Here is a 21,048-nt window from a genome sequence, read left to right on the forward strand (position 1 = left end):
GGTATTTTTTATTTGAAACAACCCAGGTATTGGTTAACGTGCTACCTGCTTTCGGTATAATTTTTAAAGTTATCTAATATAGCCTGCCAACCGCCTCGCTGCATTTCAATGGGGTTTTCGTTTTCAGCATCAAAAGTTTCTATTACTTCTGTTTGATAGCCTTTATCAATAAAAATAACTTTTACGTTTCTGCCGTCAGCCAAATTATAGCTGATAAGCTCATGGGTTACCACGGCATCGTACACGCCTTCAAAATCAAATCCAAAGCTGCCGTTTTTAGCCTCCATGCGCGATAAGAATTTACCGCCTACCTGTAAATCGTTTTCGGCAACGGGTGTATGCCAATCGGGCGAGGCGTTGTTCCATTGCGTAATATGTTCAGGAGTGGTCCATGTTTCCCAAACTTTGCTTACCGGGGCCATAACGTTAGTTTGTACGCTAATCTTTGTAAAAGGCGTTTCCATTGAAGTAAATTATTGGTTTTTTTGCGATAAATAATTAACTTACCATAGGTAGGTATTTTTCCCTGTTTTCTATAATTACCCAAATGTTGATAGCCATTAATACCCCTGCTACAGGTAAACCCGACGGTGCCGATATGATGTTAATTAACAAGATGCCCACCATTATCGGGAAGATGATTATTGCCCCCAATGCCCTGCACTTAGGAATGATGAATAGCACACCTCCTATAATTTCAACAATTCCAACCAGGGGGATGAGCCAGCTGATATCCGTTATGGCTTTCATTAAGCTAACCATGTTTGCGGGCATATCTTTAGGCATAGGCATGTAGTTAAAAAATTTATTAAGCCCGGCATTAATAAACATCAGCCCGAAAAGCAGGCATAATACAAATAGAATCTTATTTTTCATGATTAAGGGTTTTTAGTGTTGGCTATAACCTTATCGGTCATAATAGGAGCTGGGTTGCTGTTGATAATGGAAACAGAGATGCCTTCGTCTTTTAACGAAAGGGCGGCTTGTGAACCGGCGTAGTCAAACTCGCAAGCCTGACCAATAACGATAGGGCCTGAACCGATCATAAGTACCGTTTTAATGGAGGTATCTTTGGGCATAGTTTTTTGTAGTCTAAAGTCTTTAGGGCTCAGTCTAAAGTCTATCGTCAATGCCAGTGCTGCAGGGTAACAGCTAAGGATTATAGACTATGGACTATCGACTGGTTTTTCTATGCGCTGAAACAAAAAATCCCGACTTCAGCGTCGGGATGTAAAGATAAGAGAATAGAGGGTATCTGTTTGAAAAATTTTATATTTAATATAGGTGAGGGCACTGTATCTACCTATCTAAAATAAACACTACCGGAATAGTATATTTAGCACTTACCGCACGGCCGTATTGCATAGCTGGTAACCAGGGCGACGATATACTGATTACTCTAATTGCTTCTGTTACTAAGGATTCATCGGGCGCAGTTCCTACCAGTTTAAAATCGCTGAGCGTACCATCTTTTTGAATATTAAAGCTAATGTAGACTCGGCCCTGTTTACGATTTTCTACCGCTACTGATGGATAGCGCAGTGCTTTTCCTAATAACTGATAAAATACTTTGGTTCCTTCTGCAAATTCAGCTTTCCTATCAGGTTTGTCATAAGAATAAGTTTCGCCGTTCGCAAATTTCGAGTTTCCGCGCACAAATATACCCTTGGCATAAACCTCCTTAACCAAAATACTGTCTTTGCCTACTGTAATTGTCCATTCACCGTCTTTTAAACCTTGTTTAACAGGGCCTTCGTTTATTGTTTTAATTTTACCGCCTGTTGTGTTTTTGTAATAACCGTTGCCCCCTGTAATTAAGGGCGTTCCGGTGGTATCGTTATACGTTTCAATAAAATATTGCCTGTTAGGTGTTGTGTTACTTTGTGCGGACGAATCAGGATAAACCCTAACCTCATTTAATTTACCGTTAACATAATAATAGCTTTGCTTACCCTTTAAAACGTTACTGTTGTAATTAAGCACGCTTTTTTTGTTGCCGTTAGGATAGTAATTTGTGTAAGGGCCTTCGTACTTGTAGGGCGATAAACTTATTGCCTTGCCTTCGCCTTTAAGTTTCCCGTCCATATAATACTCTTGAACGGTATAAAAGTCTGTCGCGGTTTCGGGTTCTTTTACCACTCTGCTATATTCTGCATCCTTTCTTGACGAAGCTTGGCTGCCGTCTTTTTTATAAAAAATTACACTTTTTTTTTGTGCAATAACCGGCAGCAAAAAGCTAAGCAATGCTATAATTAAGGTTTTCATTGTAAGGTTGTAATATATTTGGAGGATACTTTGGACAAATATCCGGTTGAAATACCTTAAACTATTTCCCCTTTTTAACCGGCGCAACCGTTCCAAAAGTAGCAGATACGATCCACGACGAATTTATCGGCAGGCCATTTTGAATAGCGGGTGTCCAGTTGGGGGAAGCATTAATGGCCGCGGTAATAATCTTGTTAATTTCGGGGGTAATATTACCTAAAAAGCGGGCATTGCTCACTTTACCGGTTTTATCAACAATAAAAGACATAACGGCCATGGACGATTTGTTTTTTAAAGTGGCCGGGTACTTGAACTTCTTTTTTATAAGGGCCACAAAAGCGGCATCACCACCCTTAAACGCCGGGGATTGCTGACGTGAAGTGTAGTTGTAACGGGTCCCTGTAGCGGTAAGGCAATAGCCCGAAACAAATTTGCCCTCGCGATAGGTATCGGTATAAGAAACTTTTTCACCCGGGTAACTACCATGCCACTCGCCATCGGGTCGGCCGTTTTTTACCGGGCCTTCTTCACTTACGGCACCTGTTGCAATATTGTAATCTACATAACGACCGTTGCCGTCGGTAACCAGTGCTTTACCGGTGGTATCCAAACAACTAATTATGCGTACTTTTTCTTCGGTTGATTTATTGGCAGCAGTATCGTACTCCAGGCTGGCATGCATTTTTCCGTTCGGATAAAAAAGATAGCCCATACCGGTTAACGTACCGCCCGAGTAGTTAAAAACCGATTCGCGCTTGCCGTTACTGTAAAAGGTAACACACTGATCTTCAAAAACAGGAGGATCGATAGTGGAAGATTTGCCCATTAGTTTGGGCTTGCTGTTGCGGTAATAATCAACAATACCAAACAAGGTTGAGCCCGAATCGGGCAGGTTAATAGCGCGTATATAATCGGCACTATCAACAGCGGATACTTTTTGGCCGTTGTTTTTAAAATAGAAAACCTGCTGCGTTTTCGTTTTTTGAGCAAAGCAAAAATTGGCAGCAAATAAATAACATATAGTTAGTAGGAATTTCATCAAACGTAATTCAAATAAATCAGGGCTAATAGTCTGTCTAAATTTATAATATCCTGTCATTTCGAGGTTACGAGAAATATGGTTACTACAACCAATATTGGCTACATGCTGGTCTGTACAATATCTTTCACTATCGTTTGAGATGACAATCTCTTAAACAGGCTCCTAATCTATCGAATTAATTTATTATCTGTATCAGGAAATATCAAAATAGGATCGTACTGGCGTGCTTCATCCATATCCATACTGGCGTACGACATAATGATGACAATATCGCCCACCTGGGCAAGCCTTGCGGTAGCACCATTTAAGCATACCGTACCGCTTCCACGTTCTCCCTTAATAACATAAGTTTCAAAACGTGCACCGTTGTTATTGTTCACAATTTGCACCTTCTCATTAGGGATAATATTCGCCGCCTCAATCAAATCTTCATCAATAGTAATGCTACCTACATAGTTCAGTTCGGCTTGCGTTATTTTAGCACGATGAATTTTGGATTTTAAAACCTCAATAATCATAAAGCAAAGTTAGTAATTAAAAATAACAGCATGTTATCACCGTATTATCACATTATCAATGAGCCTGGTGTTGCCCACGCGCGCGGCTACCAGGGCAACTATTCCGCGGCTATCGGGTGTGGCAGGCAGCAATGTTTCGCCGTTAACTATTTCAAAATACTCTAACAGGGTACCCGGCTCACTGCTAATTAATGCCGTAGCCTGTTGCTGAATGGCTAATAGGTCATCCCCCTTTTTAAAGGCTGCTTTAGCTTGGGTTAAAGCCCGCGATAATACCAGGGCGTGTACCCGGTCATCGGGTGTTAAATGTATATTACGAGAGCTCATGGCCAGCCCGTTAGGTTCGCGCTCAATGGGGCACATTACCAGTTTAACCGGCAGGTTTAACCGGCTAATCATTTGGTTAATTACCATTACCTGCTGGTAATCTTTTTGACCAAAAAACGCCCAGTCGGGCTTCACAATAGTAAATAACTTATTAACCACTTGCATTACACCCTGGTAATGGCCAGGCCTGAACTCACCTTCCAGCAAATGTTCTAACCGGCCTATATCCAAATGCCAGCTTTCATTGCCGGCATACATCTCGTTAACGGCCGGGTTAAACAGCACATCGCAACCCGCATGTTCCAATTTTTCTATATCGGCATCAATTGGTCGCGGGTATTTTTCCAAATCCTTGGGGTCGTTAAACTGTGTAGGGTTAACAAATATGCTGCAAACCACTACACTGGCCAGTTGCTGCGCCTGTTTAATTAATGACAGGTGGCCCTGATGCAATGCGCCCATAGTAGGCACAAAACCTATATTGTGGCCTACTGCCTGTTGCTGCTGTAAGTACTGCTGTACGCCGTGCCTGGTGTTAAATATTTTCAACTAATACAATAAATAAAAAGCGGGCAAAGGTGTGTAAATAGTTACTCAAATCCAAAACTAACTTGCATAAAACGTTGATAGTTTATAAGATAATGTGTATATTTGCACACTCAAATTTTTTTGAGGTTCTTTACATATAACTTAATATTGATATAGAGATGGGTAAATCTAAGCTTCTGTTCATCACTCATGAAATGTCTCCCTTCCTTGAACTCACCAAAATTTCTGAAATTACCCGCCAGCTACCACAGGCTATGCAGGACAAAGGCTTTGAGATTCGCATCCTGATGCCCCGTTTTGGAAACATCAATGAGCGCAGGAACAGGCTACATGAGGTGATACGTTTGTCGGGTATGAATATCATTATTAATGACAATGACAATCCACTGATTATTAAAGTGGCTTCGATACCGGCAGCACGCATGCAGGTATATTTTCTGGATAACGAAGAATATTTTCAACGCAAACATGTATTTGGCGATAAAGACGGTAAATTTTATGCCGACAATGATGAGCGCATGATTTTCTTTTGCAAAGGCGCGTTAGAAACCGTTAAAAAATTAGGTTGGGCACCCGATGTAGTACATTGCCACGGCTGGATGAGTGCTTTGGTTCCGGCTTATTTAAAAACCACTTATAAGGATGATCCTACTTTTAAACATTCAAAAGTAGTGTACTCGGTTTATGAAAATGCCTTTACCGAAATGCTGGATGCTGATTTTGCTCAAAAAGCAGTAATGAGCGATATGACCGAGCAACATACCGAGATATTTAAAGCAGGCACTAATAACGCTTTGCACGAGGGTGCTATTCAGTACAGCGATGCGGTTGTTTTAGCCAGTGAAACTATTGATGCGGATGTGTTAAATTATGTTAAAAACAGCCAAAAACCTGTTTTAGAATTTAATTCGACCGCTGATTTCGAAAATTATTACAATTTTTACGACGAAATTACCACCGATGAATTGGTGAACGTTGCATAAGAATTTGAAAGTATATATGAAATTTTTAAAATTAGACTTATTAACCCTGTTGATAAGTCTTTTTATTTTAGGTAGTTGTAAAAATCAGAACGATATAGGCTTGCCCGTAGGTGCCAATCAGCTGAACGGTACCTTATTGGTTTATGATGATATTGTGGTTAAAACGGATACGGATAATGCTCCCCTATCGGTAGGAATAGCTAAAACGCCATTGTCGGCGTTTAAAGATCCGCTTCTTGGCGAAACAGAGGCCAGTATTGCTACTATGCTTAACTTACCAAACGGCATAGCTTACACGGTACCAAGCGGTACCATAACAACCGATTCGGTTGTTATGGAATTACGCTATGCCGCTGGCTTTTACGGCGATTCGTTAAATTCGAGATACAAAGTAAATGTTTACCAGTTAAATGCGAAGCTAAATAATAATCAGGCATATTACAGCAATAACCAGTCGAAGTTGAAACAGCCGGCTACACCGTTAAACGATGCATCTAAAAATGCAGTGTTTAACGCAAGGCCTAATACCGTTATTAAAACTTTGAGCTTTGTAACAGGCGGAAAAGATACATTAAGAACGGTTGCCCCCCACGTAAGGGTTGCGTTAAATAAAACCTTTGTTCCTAATCTTCTTTTCAGTACTCCTGCAGCCATTACGTCCAACTCTGCGTTTCAAACGGCTATTAATGGTTTTTACCTGGCATTGCAGCGAAACCAAACAGCCGAAACTGGTGGTACACTCATGTTTAACCTCGATTCGAGCCGGGTAAATGTGTACTACCGTGCAGATAACGGCGGAGTAATTGATACTGGAGTAGTTACTTTGACTTTTGGTACACATATTGGTGAGGTTAAGCAACGTTACATAAACCAATCTAATACTATTTATCCAACGGCAGTTAAAGATGCTATAAACCCAGCTACAGGTTCCAATAATTTAGTGTATTTGCAGGGTTTAGCGGGTTTGCGCGCAAAGGTGAGTTTCCCTAATTTGAAAACACTGTTTGGTACTGCCGATTTAAACACCATAGCCATTAACCGGGCCGAACTGGTGGTTACCGCCCAGGCTGGTACCAATCTTCCGCCCTTTGTACCACAGCAGCTACTTACCTTGTACCGGCTAAATATAGCCAAGCAAAAAGTACGCGTACCCGATGCCAATGCCGATATTAGCGGCTCAGGGTCGCTTACACCACTTGACGCTCGTTATTTTGGTGCTAATGTGTTTGGAGGCAATTACTTAGCCGACACCAGGGAATATCACTTCGTAATAACCGGTTACCTGCAAGACCTTTTAAAAGAAAGGCTGATAGATTATGGTACCTATATTGCTCCTATTGACGTTACAAACCGGGCTTCTGTAGGCTTGGTTGATATTGCTTCAACCATACAAACAGCGGGGCGGGTCATCCTGGTAGGCAGCGATAAAAGTTCGCCTCAGCGAATAAAGCTCAATGTAATTTATACTAAAAATAATTAATCAAAATCCCCGGCCTCCGGGGATTTTTTTTGCAATACTATATTTGAAAATTAGCGGTACTTTTGTTCATACTGCTCAGCATTTATTTGCGTTTTAATACATTTATATCAAATTTTATATATGTGCGGAATTGTAGGTTATGTAGGTTTTAGAGATGCCTATCCCATTATAATTAAAGGATTGCACCGGTTAGAGTACCGGGGGTACGATAGTGCCGGCGTAGCCTTGTTAGATAAAGAACTCAAGGTTTACAAAAAGGCGGGCAAAGTAAGCGACCTGGAGAACTTTGTAAAAGATATTGACATGAAGGGGTCGTTAGGGATGGGCCATACCCGCTGGGCTACCCACGGTGCCCCAAGCGACCGCAACTCACATCCGCATTCATCGGGCAACCGTAAGCTAACCATTATACACAACGGCATTATTGAAAATTACTCGGTAATTAAAGAAGCCCTGAAAGCTAAAGGCCACACCTTTAAAAGCGATACCGATACCGAAGTGCTAATCCATTTTGTAGAAGATATACAGGCCGAAACCGGTTTGGAACTGCGCGAAGCGGTACGTATTGCCCTAAATAAGGTGGTAGGCGCTTACGCCATAGTAATTATGAGCGCCGATGAGCCCGACGAACTGATAGCCGCCCGTAAAGGCAGCCCTATGGTAATTGGTGTGGGCGAGAGCGAATACTTCATAGCGTCGGATGCTACCCCAATTGTAGAGTACACCAAAAATGTGATCTATTTAAATGATAACGAAATTGCTTACATCCGTAGAGATGATCTGCTGATCAAAAACATCGATAACACTGTACAAACGCCTTATATCCAGCATTTAAACCTGCAATTGGAAATGCTGGAAAAAGGCGGTTACGAGCACTTCATGCTCAAGGAAATCTACGAACAACCACGTTCTATCCGCGATTGTATGCGAGGCCGTATATACCCTCAACAGGGTAAAGTGCAGTTAGGCGGTATTAAGGAATATACCGATAAACTTAAAAATGTTGATCGCATTATTATCATAGCATGCGGTACATCGTGGCATGCCGGCCTGGTGGGCGAGTATTTAATTGAAGAGTATGCGCGTGTACCGGTTGAAGTGGAATATGCATCAGAATTTAGGTACCGTAACCCTATTATTGGCGAAAAAGATCTGGTGATAGCCATTTCCCAATCGGGCGAAACAGCCGATACCATGGCTGCTATTGAGCTGGCTAAAGAAAAAGGTGCTACCATATTCGGTATTTGTAACGTGGTGGGCGCATCTATACCACGTACTACCCATGCTGGTGTATATACCCATGCCGGCCCCGAAATTGGTGTGGCCTCTACCAAGGCTTTTACAGCTCAGGTAACCGTGCTAACCTTAATTGCATTTTATATAGCCCAGCAGCGTGGTACCATTACCCGTAACAAACTGATAGAGTATTTAACCGAACTTAATGAGATCCCCGATTTGGTTGAAAAGGCTTTAAAGGCTAACGATCACATAAAGATGATTGCCGAAAAGTTTAAAAATTCAACCAATTGCTTGTTTTTGGGTAGGGGCAGTTCGTTCCCGGTTGCTTTGGAAGGTGCTTTAAAGCTTAAAGAGATCTCCTATATACATGCCGAAGGCTATCCTGCCGCCGAAATGAAGCACGGGCCCATAGCCCTGATTGATGAGGATATGCCGGTGGTAGTTATTGCTACCAAGCATTCATCGTACGAAAAAGTGATCAGCAATATACAGGAAGTAAAAGCCCGTGGGGGGCATATTATCGCTATTGTGACCGAAGGTGATACCGAAGTTAAAAACATGGCCGATTATGTAATAGAGATACCGCAAACCGCCGAACCATTTGTGCCATTGCTGGCTACTATACCTTTACAGTTACTTGCCTACCATATAGCCGTAATGCGCGGTTGTAATGTAGATCAGCCCCGTAACCTGGCTAAATCGGTAACGGTAGAATAGGTGTTGGGTTAATGGTTGATAGTTAATGCTTCATAGTAGAACTTAGGAGCAAAATTGCTATTAACTATTAACCACGAACTATATGCCATGAACTATCAACCAACAACCATGAACCACCAATGACCATTACCCAACTCGAATATATTGTTGCAGTTGACACTTATAAAAGTTTTATTTTAGCTGCCGAAAAGTGTTTTGTAACCCAGCCTACGCTAAGTATGCAAGTACAAAAACTGGAGGATATGCTGGGTGTTAAAATCTTTGACCGTAGCCGCCAGCCTATTGTAGCCACCGAGGTGGGTATGGAAGTTATTGCCCAGGCACGTTTAATGCTGGCCGAAAGTTATAAGATCAAGGAGATAGTTACCGACCGTCAAAAAGAGTTGTCTGGTGAGTTGAAAATAGGGATTATACCTACAATTGCCCCCTATTTACTACCCCGCATTATCAGCCGGTTTGTGGAGAAATACCCGCAAGTTAAATTGGTGGTTTGGGAACAAAACACCGAACATATCATTCAGCAATTAAAGCTGGGCATGATTGATTGCGGCATCCTTTCCACCCCGTTGCACGAGAACAACCTGACCGAAATCCCGGTGTTTTATGAGAACTTCGTAGCTTATGTTTCTAAAACCAGCAAGCTTTATAAAAAGAAAAATATTAGCCCCGAAGACATTGACGTTGAGGAACTTTGGGTGCTGGACGAAGGCCATTGCATGCGCGAACAAGTGCTGAATATTTGCCAGCGGCGTAAATCTACCAAAGGGTTTCAGCATTTTGAATACAATACCGGTAGTGTGGATACGCTGAAGCGAATGGTTGACCAAAACAACGGAGCTACCATACTGCCCGAACTGGCTTTAGACGACCTGAGCGAGAAGCAGTTAGACCGTATCCGCTACTTTAAATCGCCCGAGCCGGCCAGGGAAGTGAGCATTGTAATACAGCGAAACTTCTTAAAACGCCGCATGATCGAAGCCCTCAAAAATGAGATCCTGCACTTTATCCCCAAAAAGCTGCGCAGCAAAAAAAAGAAAGAAGTGATGGATATTTAGGAGGTGTAACTGCTAATTTGCTTCATTATTCCTCAAATACTCATTTAAAAACTTTATAATTCCGCATTATCTCGCACGTATTTTTATTCAACGCGTAAAAAACTGCGCTGTGTCATCATAGGTTTCCAAGCCATTATTTATCGGCTTATTTAGATTAATTAAAAATAACTTTCATTTTTCGGAACATTTCAATAGTTTTGCGACATTATTTATAATTAGTCCAAATAAATGAAAAATATCTATCAAGCCTTACTCATTACCTTTACATTTTTAATAACGTCCGTATCTGGTGCATATGCACAGCAATTACGCGGTACGGTAAAAGGAAAAGTTTACACCTCCGATAACAAACCGGCCGATAATGTTTCCGTTGGTTTAAAAGGCACCAAGTATGGTACCATCACCAACGAAAACGGTGATTACAATTTTCGGGCACCTGCCGGTACCTACACATTAATGGTATCGTACGTGGGTGTGCAGAGCGTGGAAGTGCCGGTAACGGTTACCGCCGGGCAAACGGTTACGGTTGCAATAGTTAGCATAAATACCAGTATAGCCGAACTGGACGCTGTAAATGTAACCGGTAACAAAACCAATAAACTGGCTACACGCAAAAGTCCGTACGTATCTAAAATGCCGTTAACAAACCTCGAGAATCCACAGGTTTACACTACCATTTCAAAAGAGCTGTTAACCGAACAAATTACCACCAACATAGGAGATGCGTTAAAGAACACGTCTGGGCTCGATAAACTGTGGTCATCAACCGGCCGCGCTGGTGATGGTGCCGCATACTATACCCTGCGGGGCTTTACCATACAACCTACCCTTATCAATGGTATTGCCAGTTTAACCAACGGTGATATCGATCCGGCTAATATCGAAAAAATAGAGGTCATCAAGGGCCCGTCGGGTACATTGTTCGGTGGCGCGTTAACCAACTTTGGCGGATTGATTAACATCATTACCAAACGCCCGGTAAGCGAGTTTGGCGGCCAGGCATCTTACTCAACAGGTAATTTTAACCTCAGCCGCTTAACCGCCGATGTGTACGGCCCTATCAGTAAAGACAAAAAGTTATCAGGCCGTATTAATACAGCCTACCATTATCAAAATAGCTTTCAGGATGTAGGTTACCGCAAGTCGTTTTTTGTAGCACCTTCGTTAGAATACCGCGCCAGTGAAAAGCTTACCTTAAACTTAGATGCCGAGGTGTACACTTATGAAGGTACAAACCCGCTCATGGTGTTTTTAAATCGTGGCCGCCAGTTAATTGCCCGTACGCCCAATGAGCTTAACTTCGATTTTAACCGGTCGTACACCAGTAACGATATTACCATTAAAACACCGGTTATCAATATACGCGGCGCCGCTAATTACCGCATCTCAGATGAGTGGACCTCCCAAACCAGTTTTTCGCGGAGTAACCGTAAAACCGATGGCTTTAACCAGTACGTCATGTACATAGGTGCAAGCGATACTTTGCTTAACCGCTACGCCAGTTTGCAAAACTCTACCAGCGATGCATTTGATGTTCAGCAAAACTTTGTGGGCGATTTTAAAATAGCCAACCTGCGTAACCGCCTGGTAGTTGGTTTAGATTTCCTTAACCAAAGAACCGATAACAGCAATTCACCTTATATATTATTTGACCAGGTAAGTTCGGTGCGTAACGATCCGCGTTATGTAAATATCAACCGCGCATCGTTAATAACCCGCATAGGCGCATCAACCACCGGCTATACAAAAAACAATACCGAAAACAATGTGTACAGCATTTACGCATCAGATGTATTGAACATTACCGATAGGTTAATGGCCATGTTAAGTTTACGTGTAGACCGTTTTGGTAATAAGGGAACTTATACCCTGGCAAATAATACAACTACAGGAGATTACAAGCAAACTGCCGTTTCGCCCAAGTTTGGGTTAGTTTACCAAGTGATTAAAAACCAGGTTTCGTTGTTTGGTAATTATATGAACGGCTTTCGCAACGTTGCACCGGTTACACAGCCTTTGCCAGATATTTCGGGGATATTTAAACCACAACAGGCCAACCAGTTAGAGGGTGGAATTAAAGTTGATGTGTTTAACAATCACCTGGCTTTCACTGCCAGTTATTATGATATATCGGTTAATAACACCACCCGTACCGAATCGGTTGTGCGCAATGGTCAACCATTTAACATAACCATACAGGATGGTACCCAAAAAAGTAAAGGATTTGAACTGGACCTGATTGCTAACCCGGTAGCAGGATTAAACATCGTAACCGGCTACAGCCACAACAACAGCAAATTCACGGATGCAGATGCTTCTGTTTTGGGTAGAAGACCAGTTAGTGCCGGCCCTGCCGATTTGGTTAACGCATGGATTAGCTATACACAACCCAAAGGTAAATTTAGCGGCCTTGGTATTGGTTTTGGAGGTAATTACGCAGGTAAAAATATTATAACCAATACTGTTGCAACTGGCGAATTTACACTGCCTGCCTACACGGTGTTGAACGCTACTGCCTTTTATAATGCCAAACAATACCGTTTGGGTATTAAGGTGGACAACCTAACCAATAAAGATTATTATAAAGGGTGGACAACCATTGAGCCGCAATTGCCCCGCAGTTTAGTAGCCAACCTCACCTTCAAATTTTAATACCTATCACCAAACTATAATATATATATATGACTGCTTTTAAAAAAGCTGTGCTGTTTATACATCGCTGGCTCGGATTAGTATCCGGGCTTGTGGTGTTTATAGTGAGCATTACCGGGTGTATCTTTTGTTTTCAGGACGAAATACAGGATGCCATGTACAATTACCGCCACGTACCGGTTAACACCTCGCCTTATATTAAACCCTCGGTGCTGCAATTGGCTGCCTTGAAGCAAATACCCAAAGGTAAAGTAGGTTCGGTAGCTTATATGGGCGTAACACGCTCGGCACAGGTGCGCGTAACCGACGAAAAGAAAGCCTTGCATTTTTTGTATTTCAACCCTTATACCGGTAAGTTTTTACACGACGAGAACCCGCGCACCAATTTTTTTATTGTGGTGGAATACATTCACCTATACTTGCTGCTACCCGCGCCAGTAGGTAAAATGATCGTTGGGGTTTCGGTTATTATATTTGTTATATTAATGATAACCGGTATTGTACTATGGTGGCCCAAACGCAAAACCGATCGCAAACGTAGTTTTACTATTAAGTGGGGCAGCCACTGGCGACGGATCAACTACGATTTGCACAACGTGTTGGGCTTTTATGCAGCGGTTATCGCTATTGTTTTAGCTATAACAGGCCTTTCCTTCGCTTTTGATTGGGTTGAAAAAGGAATATACAAGGCGGGCAACCTGGGAAAAAATTACGAATCAGAAAAAAAAGAGTTCTTTTCCGATTCGTTAAACAAAAGCCTAATGCCAAAAGTACCCGTTATTGATATGGCTTATACACAGGTAACCAAACAATCGCCTAACGCGCAAATGTATATTTTTTTTGAGGGTTTAAAAGCCGACGGAACCCTGCGCACCACAGCCTATGAAAAATCGCTTCGATATGCATTTAATGATTTTTACACCTTTGATAAATATACCGGCCAGCTACTTAGCTACCTGCCTAATGCCCAAAAAAGCACGGGTATGAAGCTCAGTAATATGAACTACGATATACACGTAGGGCAAATTGCAGGGTTACCCGGTAAAATAATAGCTTTTATAGCCAGTTTAATTAGTGCCAGCCTACCCGTTACCGGCTTTATGATATGGCTGGGTAAACGTAAAAAGAAACCCAAAGGCCAAAAAGTAAGAGAGATAGCGCATAAGAAAACGCAACATCATTTGGCAGAAGCTACCGTGAATAAACGATAGCCTCTCTTGAATTCAGGGCTGATTGCATTATTAATATATTTAGCAAATTCAAGCGTCTTTCGCTTAAATTGATTAAAGCAAGCGTAGACGCTTGACCGGACAACGTTTAAAAGATCAAAATGCAACAGCCCTCCCCCTTTAGGGGGCCGGGGGAATGGTTGGTGTTTTCCCGCTTATTAGCGCGCACCATTCCATTCGGCATAAAATTGCTCCAGGTAGGTTTCCATAAAAAAGTGCCTTTGCTCGGCCAGCTTTTTAGCGGTTGGGGTATTCATTTTGTTTTTTAGCAGCAGCAGCTTTTCATAAAAATGATTGATGGTTGGCGCTGTGGTGTTTTTGTATTCCTCTTTGCTCATTTGCAAATTGGAGGCAATTTCGGGATTGTATAATTCACGGCCCTTAAATCCGCCATAGTTAAAAGCACGGGCAATACCAATAGCACCAATAGCATCCAGGCGGTCGGCATCTTGCACTACGGCCAGTTCGGGGGAGTAAAATTGATGACCGTCAAAGCCCGACTTGAAACTCATATTTCGGATAATAAGCTCCACCTGCTGTATAACCATGGCATCTGTCTGTATCCGTTGTAAAAAAGCTACAGCCGTTTGCGGGCCTATATCCTCGTTACCGTTATGAAACTTACTATCGGCAATATCGTGCAGCAGGGCGGCCAGTTCAACCACCAGCATATCGGCAGGTTCGGTTTTAGCTATCAGCTTAGCATTGTTCCATACGCGTAGAATATGCCACCAATCATGCCCCCCTTCGGCGTTTTGCAAAGTTTGGCGTACATAGGCTGCTGTTTGACGGATAAGTTGTTGTGAAGAATACATGGCTGTTATATTGATAATTTGAAGTATGCAAATATAACAGCCATAAAATAATTTAAGCGCTTACTGAGCTATGGTTTAGCAGTTGCACTACTTCGCTGTCTTCGGCCTTAATCAATTCTATCAGGTCAACTTCCAGTATCTGAGCTATTTGATAAAGGCGCTCCAGCGTTATTTTAGTATAACCTAATTCAATTTTACTGTACGCGTTTTGCGAAATGGCCAATTTCATGGCTAAATACTCCTGCGTATAATTGCGGTATTCCCTAATCTTCCTAACATTAACAGCAACGGTTTTAATCTTGTTATTAATTACTTCCTTTATCATAGTATCTTCTAATTGATACCGGATTTACGAAGTTGAACAACCAGCGGTTTTGGAAAACCGTTTTTTTTAAACAGCAGTTAATAAAATTATTAATTATTAAAATCTGTTAAGAAATTATCCGCTTTATTCGTAAGTAGTAATAATAGCAGGCAGCAATGTAGCCACACCTAAAGGAACCGGGTTGGTAGCAAAAACAGGCTGACGCTTTGTGTAAGAATCGTAAACCTGCTTTTGTACGGCCGCACTTGCCTTACCGGCAGGTATAATTAGGTTCACTGTAAAGGATATAATAAAATCGTGTAGTTTTTCATCATCGGGGATGATCCATTTACGGTCCGATTTCTTTAGCGCGTCAATAAAAGGAAGGGTTATCAAATAATCATCAGCATAATACACTACAATTTTTTGGATAGCACCCTTGGTATCGGCTGTAAATTTGAGCACGGCCGTACCTGTAGCTTTACGCTTTTTAACTTCATCGGGGATGGTTACATTGTTTTTAAAGTAATCCATCATTACGTCCTTACCACCCTGAAAAGGGAAAGCCATGCCCTTTTGCTGGGCCTTACTGTAAACAGCCGAAAATAACATTAAGGCTAAAAAAATAATACGTTTCATTTATTCTGCTTTTGGTTCGCGTTTACTGCCTTCGTATATGGTATATTCCAATAAACGGCAGTCGAGCTTACCGTTATAAAATTCGATGCGGCGGGTAGCGGCCAGGCCAATGCGCTTAGCCAGATCGGGGTTGCCCGTAAACACATAACCCCGATAACCTTTACATTGCTGTTTCATAAAATCACCAATGCGGGCGTATGTGGCTTCCAGTTTACTATGTACGCCCAAGCGTTCGCCGTACTCGGGGTTAAACATAATCACCCCCTTTTCTTCGGGCACTTGGGTGTCGGCAAAATCACAAACGGCAAACTCTATCAAATGTTCTACACCGGCGGTATTGGCATTTTTACGGGCAATATCCACGGCATCTTCTGATATATCGGTAGCTATGATCTTAAAATTAGCGGCTTTTTTAGCCTTGTCCTTCAGCTTACGGCGTTCGGCAAAAAACACCTGCTCATCGTAACCCATTAGGTGCATAAAGGCATAGTTCATCCTAAACAAGCCGGGATGCTTATCAGTAGCCAGCAACGCGGCCTCAATAGCCAACGTGCCCGAACCGCACATAGGGTTAATAAAGGTGCTTTGCATATCCCACTTGGTAGCCATAATAGTTGAGGTGGCCAGGGCTTCCAGCATAGGCGCTTTGCCCGGTATTTTACGGTAGCTGTGTTTAGCTAAGGTTTCGCCGCTGGTATCTACAAAAATATCGGCCTTATCATCTTGCCAGTACAGGTGTAATACCGCTTTGTTTAATTCGGGACCAGAGTTTGGGCGGATGCCTTTTTGGGCTTTAATACGATCTACCACGGCATCTTTTACCTTAACGTTGGCATATAGCGGTGTTAAAATATGCTCGTTGTTTACGTTGGAGGTAATGGAGAAATAGCCGTTAAAGTCTAACAGCTTTTCCCATTCTATTTGTACCAGCTCATTATAGAGGCGTTGCGGGTCGGCCGCTTCAAAGCTGTGCAACAAGTACAGGATCTGGCTGGCGCAGCGCAGGTTTAAGTTAAGGGGGATACAATCATTAACAGTACCTAATAATTCAACACCGGTTTGAAAAGTACGGGTTATAGTAAAACCCAGGGCTTCTACCTCTTGCTGCAGGTAATAAGACAGGCGTTTATTGCAGGTGATAATAATCTTACTTTTGTTTTCGAAAACATTCATGTGGCTGCAAATTTATGAATTAAAAAATGCCCGAAATACAATTGTAACTATTAACTTTACGTTTTATAAGCATCATTATGGATATTAAAGGTAAAGTACACGAAGTAGCGCCTACGCAACAGGTAACTGAGTCGTTAAAAAAGAGAGAACTCATCGTAGAATATATTGAAAATCCGCAATACCCTGAGTACTTAAAGTTTGAAGCTATTCAGGATCGTTGCAACCTGTTAGATAATGTACGCGCGGGTGATGATGTGGAGGTTTTCTTTAACCTGAAAGGTCGCCCGTGGACGGATAAAACAGGCAAAAAAAGCTATTTTAACTCCATGCAATTATGGAAGATCAATGTGTTAAGCGGCGGCGCCAGCAGCGCAACCCCTGAGCATGCAGCCCCGGTTGATATTAATTCCACACCGGATGATGACGATCTGCCGTTTTAATTAGAATCAAGAATACAGATTTAAGAGTATAGACAACAACATAAAGGCCATTTGATTTGATCGAATGGCCTTTATGTTGTTATATTCAGGTATGAAAAGGCTTCTTGACTCCTGACTCTGTACTCTTAATTCTATTCCTTAACTATCCTCTTTACCACCGCATTACCACCTTGCTTTACTACCAGGTAGTACACGCCGTTCAGTCCCCAGGTAAAGGTTTTGCTGAAACCGGCCAATGCGGTTTTGTCTTTCCAAATGATTTTGCCTTCGCTATCGGTCAGTTGAACATCGGCTGCGGTTTTAGCGGGTAGGGTAAAGCTTAAAACGGTTTTGCCGGCCGTAAACTGCGGCGTAAAGGTAAGATCCTGCAGTTCCAGGGTACTGGTGGTATTTAAGCCGGCAAACTTCTTAGCATCCTCCACACCGGCTTCGGTAACCTGGTAGCTAACATGCGTGTTAATGCCATCTTTACCAACATTGTTAAAGTCGAACGTTTGTGAGTTTTGCCTGCTAAAATTGCGCATCCGTAATGGGCGCTCCTCGGGCCTTAATCGTTCTTTAATAGGGCCTTCCATCCCGAAGTTAACGTTGGGCAAGCGGCTTGTAAGTCCATCAGTCGGATTTGCGTATCGGCGTGATGAATCGCGGCGATAAGTATAAACGCTTTTTATACCATCGTGGCCTTTAATGTTAATGCTCTGGCGTGTGTTAAACTCCAGGCGTTGCGGGCTATGTGGTTTCACGGTCTTATTGATCTCGGCCAGGGCATCCTGCCTTTCATCGGGAGCCATCTTTTTTAAATTTTTGCCGTTGAAGGTAGTGTCGTTATCCTTAATAACAATATTGATTTCCTTTTTAACCGCTTTACGGTCTTGCGCAAATAATAATTGCGGCAAGCCAAGTGCCGCTACAATACCGGCCGAAAACAGCATTTCAAAACCCGGTTTTAACAAACGTTTTTTCATGATCCAAAAATTTAGGGTGAGCAATGCGTAAAGGTAAAGCTATTCGTTTTCAGTGAGTTGTGAGTATGTGTTAAATTTTGTTAAAATGATGTTAGCACAGTGTAATTAAATTATTTTTGTTGAAGTAATGAAGAAAAGGAGCATTGGTTTAATTATTGGCCTCATGGGTTTTGCACTGCTGGGTGTAATGGCTATGCAATACTTTTTTCTGCGCGAATCATACCAGTTGCAAACCAAACTGTTCGATAGGTCGGTAAGAGAGGCGCTTAATGTTGTGGTATCAAAGCTTTCGCGCCAGGATGCCAACCAGTTCTTAAACAAAAAGATGGACAGCAATACGCAAGAAGCTAATTCTACCCGCGTTGTTATTGTCAAAAAAAAGCCCGAAACCGTTAAAAAGAAGCTATCGGCTAAAGCGCAAACAAGTGATAGGGAAACGCACTCGCGTAAAATTGCCCAGCTGCGCGATAGTTTGCGAAGCATTATTATGCGCAGCAAACTCGATGAAGAACTTTACGGCCAGCCGCAGGAAGACATGGTGAACGTTCGCATTCGTATAGAAGAGTATATAGATGAATTCGGCCTTACTCATCAGCGTCAGCTACCACCCGAAATCACTAACATTCCTTTAAAGGGTCGTCAGGGAAAAAAAAGCAGTCGCCTGCAAAAATATGATACCTCGTACTATTACTATGCCGATCCGCAATTGGGCAGGCAGGTTGTGGCGGTAACCCACATTAATCCTATTTGGCAGCGCGAGCACGAACGCAAGCTTAAAGAACGCCGCGCCAATCAAATTAAAGAAATGCTCCGGGCCGATTCTATTGCCCAGCTTAAAAGCACGCAGGTTACGGTAATGCAAAACCTGGCCGAAGAATATAAAAAAGCCGATCAGCCTTTGAAAAACCGGGTAAATACTTTGTGGATAGACTCGCTGTTACGGTACGAACTGCATAATAAAGGTATTACCCTACCATTCAGTTACGATATAAGAACGGCTACTAACGATTCGATCATATTTTCTAAAGCTTATGATATGGTGGGTGAAAAGCCGGTTTTTAATGTACCCGATACTTATGAAACACCTCTTTTCGCTCAGGATGTTATTAACGACCCGGGTAAGCTCCGTGTTCTTTTCCCCGATAAAAGCTCGCACATTTTAAACACCATGACCTATATGCTGTCTATTAGCGGCGGGTTATTGCTGGTGCTTATCTTTTGCTTTGGCTATACTATCTTCTCTATCCTGCGTCAAAAAAAGATCTCGGAAATGAAAACCGATTTCATTAATAATATGACGCATGAATTTAAGACCCCGGTATCAACCATAATGATAGCCAGTGAGGCGTTAAAAGACAAGGAAATTATTGCCGACCATGCCCGTGTTGCCCGCCTGGCCGATATTATTTATGAAGAGAACGAGCGCCTCGGCAGCCATATTGAAAGGGTACTGAACATTGCACGCATTGAAAAGAACGACTTTAAACTGGATAAGAAACCGGTTGAGGTGAACGAGCTGATTATGGATGTGCTGGATAGTATGCAGCTTAAATTACAAAAGAACAACGCCCAGGTAGATTTGCACCTGGATGCCGACTACTCGGTTATTGAGGCCGACGAATTGCATTTTTCGAACGTGATTTATAACCTGGTTGATAACGCCATTAAATATAGCCGCGAAAATCCTGAACTTACTATTAGCACCCTTAATAAAAACAACCAGCTGGTTATACGTGTGGCCGATAAGGGAATAGGCATGAGCCGCGATCAGCAGGCCAAAATATTTGAACAGTTTTACCGCGTACCTACCGGCAACCTGCACGATGTGAAAGGATTTGGCCTGGGCCTGAGCTATGTAAACACCATTGTAAAGCGTTTGGAAGGGATGATTAGCGTACGGTCTGAAAAAGAAAAAGGCTCTGAGTTTGAACTGAAATTCAATATAACTGCATGAAGAGAATCCTATTGGTAGAAGATGATGCAAACCTGGGTACGCTGTTGCAAGACTACCTGCAACTGAAAGGCAAGTTTGAAGTTGTATTGAGCAAAGACGGCGACGAGGGATTAAGGGAATTTACTAAAAGTGATTTCGACCTGTTGATACTGGATGTGATGATGCCCAAAAAAGATGGATTTACATTGGGTAAAGAAATCAGGAAAATGAACCAGCAGGTACCTATCATATTTGCTACGGCCAAGGCCATGATAGATGATAAAACCCAAGCCTTTAACCTGGGCGGAGACGATTATATTACCAAGCCCTTTCGTATAGAAGAACTGCTGCTACGTATTAACGCGCTATTAAAACGCACGGCAACTACCGGTACTAAAGAAGAGGAAAAGCCTACTAAATTTAAAATAGGCAAATACGATTTTGACTTTATGGCACAGGTGATCAGTTCGGATGCCGGCCAGCAAAAATTATCTACTAAAGAGGCCGCGCTGCTGCGCCTGCTTTGCCTCCACACCAACGAAGTGCTTACCCGCGAAGAAGCCCTGCTCAACATCTGGAACGACGATAATTATTTTAACGGACGTAGTATGGATGTTTTTTTAAGTAAAATTCGCAAGTATTTGAAAGAAGACCCCCGTGTGGAGATCATTAATGTACACGGGCGCGGATATAAATTACTGGTGAATTAAGCGCCAGATGCGA

At 42.3% G+C, this 21,048-nt stretch carries 20 protein-coding genes and 1 pseudogene; 9 read left to right on the top strand and 12 right to left on the bottom strand.

Going from position 1 to position 21,048, the window contains the following annotated elements; genetic code table 11:
* Positions 1 to 41: 41 nt before the first annotated feature.
* The 7 genes and pseudogenes from ACFQ3S_RS14505 to panC all read right to left on the bottom strand — a co-directional run bounded on the left by ACFQ3S_RS14505 (position 42) and on the right by panC (position 4,701).
* Complete coding sequence (locus ACFQ3S_RS14505) at positions 42 to 464, bottom strand: SRPBCC family protein (RefSeq protein ID WP_377165683.1); 423 nt, start codon at positions 462 to 464, stop codon at positions 42 to 44.
* A gap of 34 nt (positions 465 to 498) precedes the next feature.
* Complete coding sequence (locus tag ACFQ3S_RS14510; RefSeq protein ID WP_377165685.1) at positions 499 to 876, bottom strand: DoxX family membrane protein; 378 nt, start codon at positions 874 to 876, stop codon at positions 499 to 501.
* A gap of 17 nt (positions 877 to 893) precedes the next feature.
* A pseudogene (locus tag ACFQ3S_RS14515) lies at positions 894 to 1,079 on the bottom strand (carbamoyl phosphate synthase preATP-grasp domain-containing protein); the annotation flags it as partial.
* Between the two features lie 220 nt (positions 1,080 to 1,299).
* Entirely contained in the window at positions 1,300 to 2,265 is a 966-nt protein-coding gene (locus ACFQ3S_RS14520) for an energy transducer TonB (protein WP_377165687.1), read from the bottom strand.
* Between the two features lie 61 nt (positions 2,266 to 2,326).
* A complete protein-coding gene (locus ACFQ3S_RS14525; protein ID WP_377165689.1) occupies positions 2,327 to 3,304 on the bottom strand; it encodes a hypothetical protein in 978 nt (325 codons plus the stop codon).
* 170 nt (positions 3,305 to 3,474) lie between these two features.
* Positions 3,475 to 3,825 carry an aspartate 1-decarboxylase gene (gene panD, locus ACFQ3S_RS14530; RefSeq protein WP_377165691.1) on the bottom strand — a complete coding sequence of 117 codons (351 nt, stop codon included), beginning with the start codon at positions 3,823 to 3,825 and terminating at the stop codon, positions 3,475 to 3,477.
* A gap of 36 nt (positions 3,826 to 3,861) precedes the next feature.
* Positions 3,862 to 4,701 (bottom strand): pantoate--beta-alanine ligase, encoded by an 840-nt coding sequence (panC, locus tag ACFQ3S_RS14535; RefSeq protein ID WP_377165693.1) that lies wholly within the window; start codon positions 4,699 to 4,701, stop codon positions 3,862 to 3,864.
* A 158-nt stretch (positions 4,702 to 4,859) separates the two neighbouring features.
* Here panC and ACFQ3S_RS14540 point away from each other — a divergent pair, with 158 nt between their 5' ends.
* From ACFQ3S_RS14540 to ACFQ3S_RS14565, 6 genes are all read left to right on the top strand, one after another.
* Complete coding sequence (locus tag ACFQ3S_RS14540; protein WP_377165695.1) at positions 4,860 to 5,684, top strand: glycogen/starch synthase; 825 nt, start codon at positions 4,860 to 4,862, stop codon at positions 5,682 to 5,684.
* Between the two features lie 16 nt (positions 5,685 to 5,700).
* Positions 5,701 to 7,164: a DUF4270 family protein gene (locus ACFQ3S_RS14545; protein WP_377165697.1), complete on the top strand. Its 1,464-nt coding sequence runs from the start codon at positions 5,701 to 5,703 to the stop codon at positions 7,162 to 7,164.
* Positions 7,165 to 7,284: 120 nt separating this feature from the next.
* Positions 7,285 to 9,120, top strand: a complete 1,836-nt coding sequence (gene glmS, locus ACFQ3S_RS14550) for a glutamine--fructose-6-phosphate transaminase (isomerizing) (protein ID WP_377165699.1) — start codon at positions 7,285 to 7,287, stop codon at positions 9,118 to 9,120.
* 119 nt (positions 9,121 to 9,239) lie between these two features.
* Positions 9,240 to 10,175, top strand: a complete 936-nt coding sequence (locus ACFQ3S_RS14555; RefSeq protein ID WP_377165701.1) for a hydrogen peroxide-inducible genes activator — start codon at positions 9,240 to 9,242, stop codon at positions 10,173 to 10,175.
* A gap of 228 nt (positions 10,176 to 10,403) precedes the next feature.
* Complete coding sequence (locus ACFQ3S_RS14560; protein WP_377165703.1) at positions 10,404 to 12,827, top strand: TonB-dependent siderophore receptor; 2,424 nt, start codon at positions 10,404 to 10,406, stop codon at positions 12,825 to 12,827.
* Positions 12,828 to 12,856: 29 nt separating this feature from the next.
* Positions 12,857 to 14,038 (top strand): PepSY-associated TM helix domain-containing protein, encoded by a 1,182-nt coding sequence (locus tag ACFQ3S_RS14565; protein WP_377165705.1) that lies wholly within the window; start codon positions 12,857 to 12,859, stop codon positions 14,036 to 14,038.
* Between the two features lie 176 nt (positions 14,039 to 14,214).
* On the opposite strand, the gene ACFQ3S_RS14570 is transcribed toward ACFQ3S_RS14565, so the two are convergent.
* The 4 genes from ACFQ3S_RS14570 to ACFQ3S_RS14585 all read right to left on the bottom strand — a co-directional run bounded on the left by ACFQ3S_RS14570 (position 14,215) and on the right by ACFQ3S_RS14585 (position 16,987).
* On the bottom strand, positions 14,215 to 14,871 hold the full coding sequence (locus ACFQ3S_RS14570) for an HD domain-containing protein (protein WP_377165707.1): 657 nt from the start codon (positions 14,869 to 14,871) through the stop codon (positions 14,215 to 14,217).
* Positions 14,872 to 14,923: 52 nt separating this feature from the next.
* Positions 14,924 to 15,196 carry a helix-turn-helix domain-containing protein gene (locus tag ACFQ3S_RS14575; protein WP_377165709.1) on the bottom strand — a complete coding sequence of 91 codons (273 nt, stop codon included), beginning with the start codon at positions 15,194 to 15,196 and terminating at the stop codon, positions 14,924 to 14,926.
* Positions 15,197 to 15,319: 123 nt separating this feature from the next.
* Entirely contained in the window at positions 15,320 to 15,814 is a 495-nt protein-coding gene (locus ACFQ3S_RS14580; protein ID WP_377165711.1) for a hypothetical protein, read from the bottom strand.
* The gene (locus ACFQ3S_RS14585) at positions 15,815 to 16,987 is read right to left on the bottom strand and encodes a THUMP domain-containing class I SAM-dependent RNA methyltransferase (protein ID WP_377165713.1); all 1,173 of its coding nucleotides are present in this window, start codon (positions 16,985 to 16,987) and stop codon (positions 15,815 to 15,817) included.
* Between the two features lie 77 nt (positions 16,988 to 17,064).
* On the opposite strand from ACFQ3S_RS14585, the gene ACFQ3S_RS14590 reads away from it, so the two are divergent.
* A complete protein-coding gene (locus ACFQ3S_RS14590) occupies positions 17,065 to 17,427 on the top strand; it encodes a DUF3127 domain-containing protein (RefSeq protein ID WP_377165715.1) in 363 nt (120 codons plus the stop codon).
* A 131-nt stretch (positions 17,428 to 17,558) separates the two neighbouring features.
* Here ACFQ3S_RS14590 and ACFQ3S_RS14595 read toward each other — a convergent pair whose 3' ends face one another.
* The gene (locus ACFQ3S_RS14595) at positions 17,559 to 18,392 is read right to left on the bottom strand and encodes a T9SS type A sorting domain-containing protein (RefSeq protein ID WP_377165717.1); all 834 of its coding nucleotides are present in this window, start codon (positions 18,390 to 18,392) and stop codon (positions 17,559 to 17,561) included.
* A 127-nt stretch (positions 18,393 to 18,519) separates the two neighbouring features.
* Here ACFQ3S_RS14595 and ACFQ3S_RS14600 point away from each other — a divergent pair, with 127 nt between their 5' ends.
* Together ACFQ3S_RS14600 and ACFQ3S_RS14605 are read left to right on the top strand one after the other, a co-directional pair.
* Positions 18,520 to 20,346: a sensor histidine kinase gene (locus ACFQ3S_RS14600; protein WP_377165719.1), complete on the top strand. Its 1,827-nt coding sequence runs from the start codon at positions 18,520 to 18,522 to the stop codon at positions 20,344 to 20,346.
* Complete coding sequence (locus tag ACFQ3S_RS14605; protein ID WP_377165721.1) at positions 20,343 to 21,035, top strand: response regulator transcription factor; 693 nt, start codon at positions 20,343 to 20,345, stop codon at positions 21,033 to 21,035. The genes ACFQ3S_RS14600 and ACFQ3S_RS14605 overlap by 4 nt, the downstream gene beginning before the upstream one ends.
* The last annotated feature ends 13 nt before the right edge of the window (positions 21,036 to 21,048 follow it).

Origin of the sequence: Mucilaginibacter terrae, from assembly GCF_042679325.1 — a bacterium.
GTDB classification, from domain to species: domain Bacteria; phylum Bacteroidota; class Bacteroidia; order Sphingobacteriales; family Sphingobacteriaceae; genus Mucilaginibacter; species Mucilaginibacter terrae.

Bases quoted from the DNA above. Each gene is read 5' to 3' on its own strand.
- ACFQ3S_RS14580 (WP_377165711.1), bottom strand. From the start codon at position 15,814: ATGAAACGTATTATTTTTTTAGCCTTAATGTTATTTTCGGCTGTTTAC.
- ACFQ3S_RS14505 (WP_377165683.1), bottom strand. From the start codon at position 464: ATGGAAACGCCTTTTACAAAGATTAGCGTACAAACTAACGTTATGGCC.
- ACFQ3S_RS14555 (WP_377165701.1), top strand. From the start codon at position 9,240: ATGACCATTACCCAACTCGAATATATTGTTGCAGTTGACACTTATAAA.
- ACFQ3S_RS14585 (WP_377165713.1), bottom strand. From the start codon at position 16,987: ATGAATGTTTTCGAAAACAAAAGTAAGATTATTATCACCTGCAATAAA.
- ACFQ3S_RS14570 (WP_377165707.1), bottom strand. From the start codon at position 14,871: ATGTATTCTTCACAACAACTTATCCGTCAAACAGCAGCCTATGTACGC.
- ACFQ3S_RS14590 (WP_377165715.1), top strand. From the start codon at position 17,065: ATGGATATTAAAGGTAAAGTACACGAAGTAGCGCCTACGCAACAGGTA.
- ACFQ3S_RS14595 (WP_377165717.1), bottom strand. From the start codon at position 18,392: ATGAAAAAACGTTTGTTAAAACCGGGTTTTGAAATGCTGTTTTCGGCC.
- ACFQ3S_RS14525 (WP_377165689.1), bottom strand. From the start codon at position 3,304: ATGAAATTCCTACTAACTATATGTTATTTATTTGCTGCCAATTTTTGC.
- ACFQ3S_RS14575 (WP_377165709.1), bottom strand. From the start codon at position 15,196: ATGATAAAGGAAGTAATTAATAACAAGATTAAAACCGTTGCTGTTAAT.
- ACFQ3S_RS14545 (WP_377165697.1), top strand. From the start codon at position 5,701: ATGAAATTTTTAAAATTAGACTTATTAACCCTGTTGATAAGTCTTTTT.
- ACFQ3S_RS14540 (WP_377165695.1), top strand. From the start codon at position 4,860: ATGGGTAAATCTAAGCTTCTGTTCATCACTCATGAAATGTCTCCCTTC.
- ACFQ3S_RS14565 (WP_377165705.1), top strand. From the start codon at position 12,857: ATGACTGCTTTTAAAAAAGCTGTGCTGTTTATACATCGCTGGCTCGGA.
- panD (WP_377165691.1), bottom strand. From the start codon at position 3,825: ATGATTATTGAGGTTTTAAAATCCAAAATTCATCGTGCTAAAATAACG.
- ACFQ3S_RS14510 (WP_377165685.1), bottom strand. From the start codon at position 876: ATGAAAAATAAGATTCTATTTGTATTATGCCTGCTTTTCGGGCTGATG.
- ACFQ3S_RS14605 (WP_377165721.1), top strand. From the start codon at position 20,343: ATGAAGAGAATCCTATTGGTAGAAGATGATGCAAACCTGGGTACGCTG.
- ACFQ3S_RS14560 (WP_377165703.1), top strand. From the start codon at position 10,404: ATGAAAAATATCTATCAAGCCTTACTCATTACCTTTACATTTTTAATA.
- ACFQ3S_RS14520 (WP_377165687.1), bottom strand. From the start codon at position 2,265: ATGAAAACCTTAATTATAGCATTGCTTAGCTTTTTGCTGCCGGTTATT.
- ACFQ3S_RS14600 (WP_377165719.1), top strand. From the start codon at position 18,520: ATGAAGAAAAGGAGCATTGGTTTAATTATTGGCCTCATGGGTTTTGCA.
- glmS (WP_377165699.1), top strand. From the start codon at position 7,285: ATGTGCGGAATTGTAGGTTATGTAGGTTTTAGAGATGCCTATCCCATT.